The sequence below is a fragment of the Dolichospermum lemmermannii CS-548 genome, from assembly GCF_028330815.1.
Taxonomy (GTDB): domain Bacteria; phylum Cyanobacteriota; class Cyanobacteriia; order Cyanobacteriales; family Nostocaceae; genus Dolichospermum; species Dolichospermum lemmermannii.
On sequence record NZ_JAQMTJ010000209.1, the window covers coordinates 1 to 7,684 of the forward strand.

The following is a 7,684-nucleotide window of genomic DNA, read 5'->3' on the forward strand; positions in this document are numbered from 1 at the left end:
ACTCACTAAAAACATTGCTTCTATCTCCTGACGGCTTAATTGTGAAAATTTGGACAATAAAACAGTCTCCAACAATTCTATAATACCTTGTTTTTCTCTGTCATTCTCAACTTCTGTCTTAGTTCTGTCCAAGAGAGTTTTCACTAATTCCGGTGCTTGTGCTTCCTTACTGACAATTAACTCAATTAACCCCATACCAATTGAACCCGGTGGTAATTCATCTAAATAAATTCGTTTAATTCTCCCACTATTAATCAATTCCTGTTGATAAGCAGTCAATTCTCCTACATCTAAACTCCGTTTCGCAAATAAAGCTACTCCTTGCCAATCTTGTACAGGTTTAAATTGATTAAGATAGATGTTGATTTCTGCGATTAATTCCCAGTAAAAATCTGGTTTTGGTTGAAATTGCACTTCTACAAAATAGATGGGTTTTTCTAGACTATCTGCCATAAAAATCCCATCAAATCGAAATGCCTTTTCCTTCACTTCCACAGAGGTAAATTTATAATCTCTGGCATTTTCTGTAGGTTCTCCCAGAATTTCAAATAATAGGGTGTGAAAAGTGAGGAAGATTTGATAAAATATCGTGTCTGTGTGCATTATTCCTGATTTTGAAATTTCTTATTACTTATTTATCTGCTGATTTTAACCATCTTTCCCAGTTCTACATCTACTGTAATTGCATCTTAATTCTAAAATACAAGATAACGTTTTCGTATTTTGGTTATGAGGACAAATTTTATTTTCTTATTTCCCTGCTTGGAGGGATTTATTTGGGAAATAATTATCTTGATAAATAAAAACTCTATATATATGGGCGCACACTTTCCCAGCCATATCATAAGCATACCCGAAACTCGGAACACTGTCAACCCCCCTAGCTGAAATTACCAAAACTCGTTACATTATTGATAAAATTCTCAATAATAATGAGAATAGACCACCAATAATTGAGAAAGTGCTTTTTTGTCAAAATCCCATACAAATAACTTATATACTGACATAAGGAAACCCAATATCATAAAAATTTAATTGTCTGGATTTGTTGGGTTGCGTTATCACTTAACCCAACCTACAGAGTATAATATTTACCACAACCTCAAATAATTAATTATTAGGAAAATGCCATCTACCATTACCCTCACCATTACCACAGGAAAACTTTCAGGAAAACAATATATATTTGATAGTCGCAGCACTTGTATTATCGGTAGAGGTGAAGATTGCAATTTGCAAATTGCGGATAATATTGATATGACAGTTTCTCGCTATCATTGCTTATTAGATATCAATCCTCCAGAAATGAGAATCCGTGATTTAGGAAGTTTAAACGGTACGATTGTTAATGGTAAAAAAATCGGACAAAGAAAAGCAGGAGAATCTCCAGAAGAAGCATTAAAGATAGTTTTTCCCGAATATGATTTAGTTAATAATGATCAGGTAGCGGTAGGAGATATTATTTTTGATATTAGTACAAAAATAGAACTGGAAAAACAGAAAAATCCTTATATTCCAGTCGAACAAGAAAATAATAAACCGAACTTTTTTGATATTATTAAAAACCTCTTGAATTTAGCCAATCAAGGTAATTCAAATCTGAAGGTAATTTCTAATTATCAGATTATCAAATCTTTAGGTGAAGGTGGATTTGGAGAAGTATTTTTAGCCCAACATACCCAAACTAAAACACTTGTGGCATTAAAATTAATGTTACCTCAAGTTGCTGCTAAAGAACTGGGGGTAAAAATGTTTTTGCGAGAAACAGAAAACACCAAATATTTACAACATCCTCATGTAGTGCAGATGTTAGATTATGGCTATGGGGAAAATACCTTTTTCTTTACAATGGAATATTGCGAAGGTGGGGATATTTGGGATTTGATGGAGAAATTAGGAGGACGTTTACCTGTTAATATAGCTGTTGATATTACTCTGCAAGTTCTCGACGGTTTAACATATACCCATAACGTTGAAGTTCCTTGTGTGAAATTAGCCGACGGAAGACTAGGAAAAGGTAAAGGTTTAGTACATCGAGATTTAAAACCGAATAATATTTTTATTACTAATATTAATGGTAAAATGATAGTCAAAATTGGAGATTATGGATTATCCAAAGCTTTTGATTTAGCTGGGTTGAGTGGACACACTTTCACAGGTGCAAAAATGGGGACTCCTGCGTTTATGTGCCGTCAACAATTGCTAGATTTAAAAAATTCCTTACCAGAGGTTGATGTATGGGCAAGTGCTGCTTGTTTATATAATATGTTAACGGGATATTTCCCCCGTGATTTTGTCGGTGAACCTTGGACTTGTGTGTTAAGAAATGATGCTGTCCCCATTCGTCAACGTGATAGTAGTATTCCTAAAAAGTTAGCAGAAGTGATAGATTTGGCTTTAATAGAAAAGCCAAAAATTTATTTTCAAACAGCCGCAGAATTTAAAGCAGCGTTGTTAAAATGTGTTTGATTCTTAAATCTTAGTAACTTGAGGATCTAAAACAATGCGTGTACCAGTTGTATCTATATGATAAGTCCAGAATTGGCTTTTAACTTTGACAATTACTTCCCAACCTTTAATGGGATCAAAATTTTGAGCGCAGACTTCACCAAAATTAAAAACGCAGGAATTACTAAAAGTTTTCTGAATTGACTGGGTAATTTTCAAAGAACTTACTGCTAAACCAGAACGTTTAGAAGCATCACTCAAAACCGCATTAGCAATTTTTTTGGGTAATTGATTACTGCTAATTTTCGGATCTAGAAGAATTTGTGAACCGGATTTATTCACATGATAAGTCCAAGATTGTTCTTTGACTTGCACAATTACAATCCAACCGGGAATAGGATTATATTCCCTTGTGCAAACTTCCCCAAATTGAAAATTACAGGGATTGCTAAAAATAGTAGATGTAACTTGAGTAATTTGCAAATTAGAAACTTTCACCCCAGAAACTCTAGCAGCATCCCTTAGCAATTTTTGAGAAATAGATTTAGGTAAAGTATTTTGGTTTAATTGTGACTGTTCGGGATTTTTAGCATTTGCAGATGTACTATTTTCAGTGACATCTAAACCACAGGCAAACAAGCTGGTAATAATCAAACCAAAGACCAAGATTTGCGGAAACTTGAAATTGTTATACATTTGGGAAACTAGCTTAGTGATTAGATTCATAACCATATAAATTAACAATTGAATACTGAATTAAACTTAACTTTACAACTTATAAATAATTCTTTCCCTCCTCATTCCTCCGCGTCCTCTGTGTCCTCTGTGGTTCGTTTTTCTATTAATTTATTCCCCATTGCCAAAAGTGCCGTTCCATAAGCTGCTTCTGTATTCTTTGATAAAACAATAGGTACTTTTAAATAACGTTGACGAATAGCCGTCCAAGTAGAATTAGCAGCACCACCACCTGCTGTATAAATATGAGTTAAAGGATCTGCACCTAGATTTTGTAATAGTTCATATCCTCTAGTTTCTATTCTAGCCATACTTTCTAATAAACCATGTAGAAATTCTTGAGGTTGATCTGGACGTGGTTCTAGTCTGGGTAATAATTGGGGATCATTAATGGGAAAGCGATCGCCTGGTTTCAATAATGGATAATAATCTAACACACTGGCTTGAGTTGGATCAATTTCCGCACTTAACCTCACCAACTCAACATCGCTGAAAAAATGCTTCAAAATAGCACCACCTGTATTAGATGCACCTCCAGTTAACCACAAATCTCCTAAACGATGGCTATAAATTCCATATCGCGCATCTTCGATTCTGTGCCGACTTAAAAGTTTTAGTACCAAAGTTGAACCGAGAGAAGTTACCGCCTCCCCCGGAAATTTAGCTCCACTGGCTAGAAAAGCCGCAATACTATCTGTTGTGCCAGCAACCACTAAACAATCGCCTTTAAAGCCAAAATCGGCCGCAATCTGGGGAAGTAATTCACCAATGGCTGTACCCGGCGCTAAGACTTGCGGTAACTGGAGGGGAATTTCTAGCTGTTCCAACCATGCTGGATATTGCAATTTTTCCACGTCATAACCCAATTTTAAGGCGTTGTGGTAATCGCTAATACCTAACTTTCCATGCAAGAGAAATCCCAGCCAATCGGCTTGATGCAATAAATATCTGGCTTTTGCAAAATCAGGTAATTCTTGCATCCAGAGGAGTTTCGCTAGACTAGATGTAGCACTTAATACAGTGTGATTTGCTGGCGCGATCCTGCTCAATCGTTCTAAAACCACTGCACCCCGACCATCATTGTACAATAGTGGCGCGTCCACAGGCTTTCCAGCCCCATCAGTCAGTAAAATAGTGGAAGAAGTCCCATTAATAGCGATCGCTCCGATTTCCCCCCTTAACACCCCCGGAATTTGCCCTAATAGACTCCATAAAGCCTGTTGCCAACATTGAACCCAATCAACAGTCCCAACCTGCCAACAATGGCGCATTTCGGACAGAATCCGACCTTCTTCATCAATTACCACACCCCGTGCGCCAGAAGTACCAAAGTCAATACCAAGCGATAAAGTCATAAATTAAGGGAGGTAGGGGAAGTAGGGGAAGTAGGGGAATATTTCTTCCCAATGACAACGGACAATGAACAACTGACAAATCCCCAGTTTTTGTTGCATCTTGTAACAAGATGTTTCCTTATTTTGGCAAAACAGGGAAAAGTAGTAAACGGAGTCTTGAAAATCAAGTTCAACTTAGGAGGATTTCCATCATGCCTATCTCAGATACCCAAGTTTACATTGCGTTAGCTGTAGCGCTAATTCCAGGAATTCTAGCTTGGCGTTTAGCTACAGAACTATACAAATAACACCAGTGTAAGGCTGTTACAGGTGCTTAATCCATAAGTAGGAGTAGATTTCAAATACTTGTAGTTCTAAACTATGGGAATTTTAGAAATCGCCCCTACTTTACTAGGTAATATTTTATTCATCTTCATACTTGTATAAATTTCCAGAAAATGGAGTAATATGGCAGCTAAATTAAGCCGCAATTAGCACCTGTTTGCTTTTGACGGTAATTACCGTAAATCAGCGAGTTTTTTGTTAGCACCATGAATGCGTTTCAACCATCTAAACCTCCTCTACAGCCCGTAGAACAACGCCGAACTGTACCAAGACCTAAACGACATTTACGCCAACGTGCTTATCAAATAATGGCACTGGAAACTACAGCCAAAGTAGCAGTTAATATAGTTATTAGTGCAGCAGCAGTATCTGCTTTAGTACAATTATTACCTTATCATTGGTCACAACAGGATAAGTTGCGAACAGTTCGTACCGAAGTAAAAGTTATGGAAGGGCGTGTGCAAAACTTGCAGACAGAATTTAGCCGCAACTTTGATCCTGGGGAAGCTAAAAGTATTATGCAACAAAAATCATTTCGCTTTGACCCTAATCAGCGTCCAGTTATATTGATGAATCAAGAGCAGACTGGAACGGAACAATCTAACTCAGCACCATAAAAGTGCAGAAAATATATTAATCATCACGGTTATTAGGGTGACTACCAAATGATACAACTTTATATTTAGTCATGAAACTCAAATTTTTGAGTCAGTTTTACCAATTGAATGCTAAAAATCTGAATTAAGCCATCTACTAAATTAGTCTTCAAAAAAGAGCAACTCGTTTAACCAATTTTCGATTTGTAACCGTAAGCGATAACCGGAAACATCTTGATGATTTAAAGATGGTAGTTCTGCCAATGCGCGACGATAATTCGCAATTGCACAATTCCAATCACCCCAGAGATGATAAGTCCGTCCCTGTTCCGCCCAAATGTTGCCTTTGAGTTGACCAAACAGCATGGCAATTTCTAAGTTTTCAATAGCTTCTGCATAGTCTCCCAAGTCGCGTAAAGTAATACTGCGATTAATCCAAGCCCGAACATGATGGGGATTTAGATCTAATGCTTGTTCATAATCAGCCAATGCGGCTGTTAATTCACCACAAGCAGCGTAATAATTAGCCCGATTATTGTAGGCACTAGCTAATTTAGAATTTAAATCTAAGGCTTTGTTATAATCAGAGATAGCTTTTTGGCTATCACCACTTTGAAAATAAATCAGCCCTCGGTTATTGTAATCGACCGCATTTTCGGGATGATGGTCAATCAGGTGACTTAACAGTGCGATCGCTTTAGTATAATCCCCTTGTTGTGCTAACTTCAAAGCACAAGAGCGTAAATAACGTTCTTCCAACATTGATTCATTACCATCCTGTAACGGCGCACATTGATGACAAGGATTGTTTTGATCAGAAAGACATACTTGATTGTTTTGAATACCAGAATTTAAAAAAGAGTGCTTATTCATACTTTGCCTATTTGGTTTACTTGGTTTGTCAAATAAAGTTACAGTTTTTGTGTCCTAATGACTCTAGGATGATTGAAGGACGTGGATTTTACATCTAACAACAGATGAGCCATAAATCTAATAATGTATACTTCATACCCAAGTTCAATTCCCGAATCAGTAAAATTCTGAAGAATTGAAGTGTAAATTTTAATGATCAGGGGAAGAGGGAAGAGGGAAGAGGTAATAGGCAATAGGCAATAAGAGTTTTACCAATGACAACGGACAACTAACAACTAACCAACCCCTATTTACCAATTCTAGAAGAGACATTTCTCATGACAACAATAATTGCTTATGCTGATGCTACCGCTTTCAATACTGATGAATATATTATGCTTTTTTTTATCTACGTGCTTATATAAAGAAGATGGGGAAGTGGATCAAATTGAAGTGATAGAACCCATTCCTACAGCCGCATTAGAAGCTATCTGTAAACAAATTCCCACATCTTAAATTATTCGATAGAGCGCAAACGGGTACTAAATGCGGCTAGAATTGTCACCTAAAAATTTTTAGGATTTTTAGGTGTTAATGTCTTTTAAGCCGGGGATGAAAGCTACAAGAGGGGATTTATCCCCCAGCGACCTGTGCTATATTACTTGTAACAGGAAAGGTAATCAACCTGTATAAAAACCTAACTGCCTAACGGTAATCTGTACCTTGACAATTAAATCTATGTGGTTCTACTGCATTGTTCTAGTTTCCTTCTAGCAGTAGGTAAAAGATTTATAGGGACTAGACGAATCAGAATTTTGAAACTTTCTCGTTTCAAGTTAAACAGGACTTGCAATAATGCAACTACGGTCGGGCAGACCGAAAGTTAACCCTTCGGCTTCGCTCAGGGTTAAAGCCGAGCGGAGTCGAGGCTTTAACGCTTGGGGAGAGTCCCACCTCGCTCGCTAGATAACGCAAGGAGTCTAGTTTAAGTGGTCTCGTTGAACCAAGAATCCCCGTGTCTTTAGACCGGGGAGTGTCAAATTCCCATTATGCTCAAATTAGATTTGAGTGCTTACCCAGCAGTCGTGAATTATATTCAGTCTCTGCATTTAATCTCATAAAATTGTAGTTTTCCGTAGTCAAACGTAGCTGTAGCTATATCCGTCACTACAATGAACCCTAGTAATATCCTTCATTGTTGAAAATTCAACTCTAAAACCATTGATAACAATCTCACATCCGTTTTTTGTGGGAGTTTTAACACGACTTACATACTTTCCAGAAATTATGTTTTTACGATCTTTGTGCAAAGTAGCCTTAACAAAATCTCCTGTAGAAACATGAGTGAATATTTTTTTAGGCTCGGTGCAAGGA

At 37.1% G+C, this 7,684-nt stretch carries 9 protein-coding genes and 1 pseudogene; 4 read left to right on the plus strand and 6 right to left on the minus strand.

The window, feature by feature from the left end; genetic code table 11:
• The coding region (locus PN450_RS13430; RefSeq protein ID WP_271836642.1) for an Rpn family recombination-promoting nuclease/putative transposase at positions 1–603 on the minus strand (603 nt) is incomplete at its 3' end.
• Between the two features lie 522 nt (positions 604–1,125).
• Between PN450_RS13430 and PN450_RS13435 the strand changes: the two genes are divergently transcribed.
• Entirely contained in the window at positions 1,126–2,469 is a 1,344-nt protein-coding gene (locus PN450_RS13435) for a protein kinase domain-containing protein (protein ID WP_271836643.1), read from the plus strand.
• Between the two features lie 3 nt (positions 2,470–2,472).
• On the opposite strand, the gene PN450_RS13440 is transcribed toward PN450_RS13435, so the two are convergent.
• From PN450_RS13440 to PN450_RS13450, 3 genes are all read right to left on the minus strand, one after another.
• Positions 2,473–3,144, minus strand: coding sequence for a hypothetical protein (locus PN450_RS13440; RefSeq protein ID WP_271836644.1), 672 nt, complete (start codon positions 3,142–3,144; stop codon positions 2,473–2,475).
• Positions 3,145–3,245: 101 nt separating this feature from the next.
• Positions 3,246–4,538: an FGGY-family carbohydrate kinase gene (locus PN450_RS13445; protein WP_148764899.1), complete on the minus strand. Its 1,293-nt coding sequence runs from the start codon at positions 4,536–4,538 to the stop codon at positions 3,246–3,248.
• Positions 4,516–4,647, minus strand: coding sequence for a hypothetical protein (locus tag PN450_RS13450; RefSeq protein WP_271836645.1), 132 nt, complete (start codon positions 4,645–4,647; stop codon positions 4,516–4,518). The genes PN450_RS13445 and PN450_RS13450 overlap by 23 nt, the downstream gene beginning before the upstream one ends.
• Positions 4,648–4,729: 82 nt before the next feature.
• Here PN450_RS13450 and psaM point away from each other — a divergent pair, with 82 nt between their 5' ends.
• Both psaM and PN450_RS13460 read left to right on the plus strand, forming a co-directional pair.
• Positions 4,730–4,825, plus strand: coding sequence for a photosystem I reaction center subunit XII (psaM, locus tag PN450_RS13455; protein ID WP_006196319.1), 96 nt, complete (start codon positions 4,730–4,732; stop codon positions 4,823–4,825).
• Positions 4,826–5,068: 243 nt separating this feature from the next.
• Entirely contained in the window at positions 5,069–5,479 is a 411-nt protein-coding gene (locus tag PN450_RS13460; protein ID WP_015079964.1) for a slr1601 family putative cell division protein, read from the plus strand.
• Positions 5,480–5,620: 141 nt separating this feature from the next.
• Here the strand turns inward: PN450_RS13460 and PN450_RS13465 are convergent, their stop codons facing one another.
• Positions 5,621–6,331: a tetratricopeptide repeat protein gene (locus PN450_RS13465; protein WP_015079963.1), complete on the minus strand. Its 711-nt coding sequence runs from the start codon at positions 6,329–6,331 to the stop codon at positions 5,621–5,623.
• Positions 6,332–6,694: 363 nt separating this feature from the next.
• On the opposite strand from PN450_RS13465, the gene PN450_RS13470 reads away from it, so the two are divergent.
• Entirely contained in the window at positions 6,695–6,826 is a 132-nt protein-coding gene (locus PN450_RS13470; RefSeq protein ID WP_271836646.1) for a hypothetical protein, read from the plus strand.
• A gap of 623 nt (positions 6,827–7,449) precedes the next feature.
• On the opposite strand, the pseudogene PN450_RS13475 reads toward PN450_RS13470, so the two are convergent.
• Positions 7,450–7,684 (minus strand): annotated as a pseudogene (locus tag PN450_RS13475) (RNA-guided endonuclease IscB); the annotation flags it as partial.

Coding starts and splice junctions, on each gene's coding strand:
- PN450_RS13435 (WP_271836643.1), top strand. CDS start 1,126: ATGCCATCTACCATTACCCTCACCATTACCACAGGAAAACTTTCAGGA.
- PN450_RS13465 (WP_015079963.1), bottom strand. CDS start 6,331: ATGAATAAGCACTCTTTTTTAAATTCTGGTATTCAAAACAATCAAGTA.
- PN450_RS13445 (WP_148764899.1), bottom strand. CDS start 4,538: ATGACTTTATCGCTTGGTATTGACTTTGGTACTTCTGGCGCACGGGGT.
- PN450_RS13460 (WP_015079964.1), top strand. CDS start 5,069: ATGAATGCGTTTCAACCATCTAAACCTCCTCTACAGCCCGTAGAACAA.
- PN450_RS13470 (WP_271836646.1), top strand. CDS start 6,695: ATGAATATATTATGCTTTTTTTTATCTACGTGCTTATATAAAGAAGAT.
- psaM (WP_006196319.1), top strand. CDS start 4,730: ATGCCTATCTCAGATACCCAAGTTTACATTGCGTTAGCTGTAGCGCTA.
- PN450_RS13440 (WP_271836644.1), bottom strand. CDS start 3,144: ATGTATAACAATTTCAAGTTTCCGCAAATCTTGGTCTTTGGTTTGATT.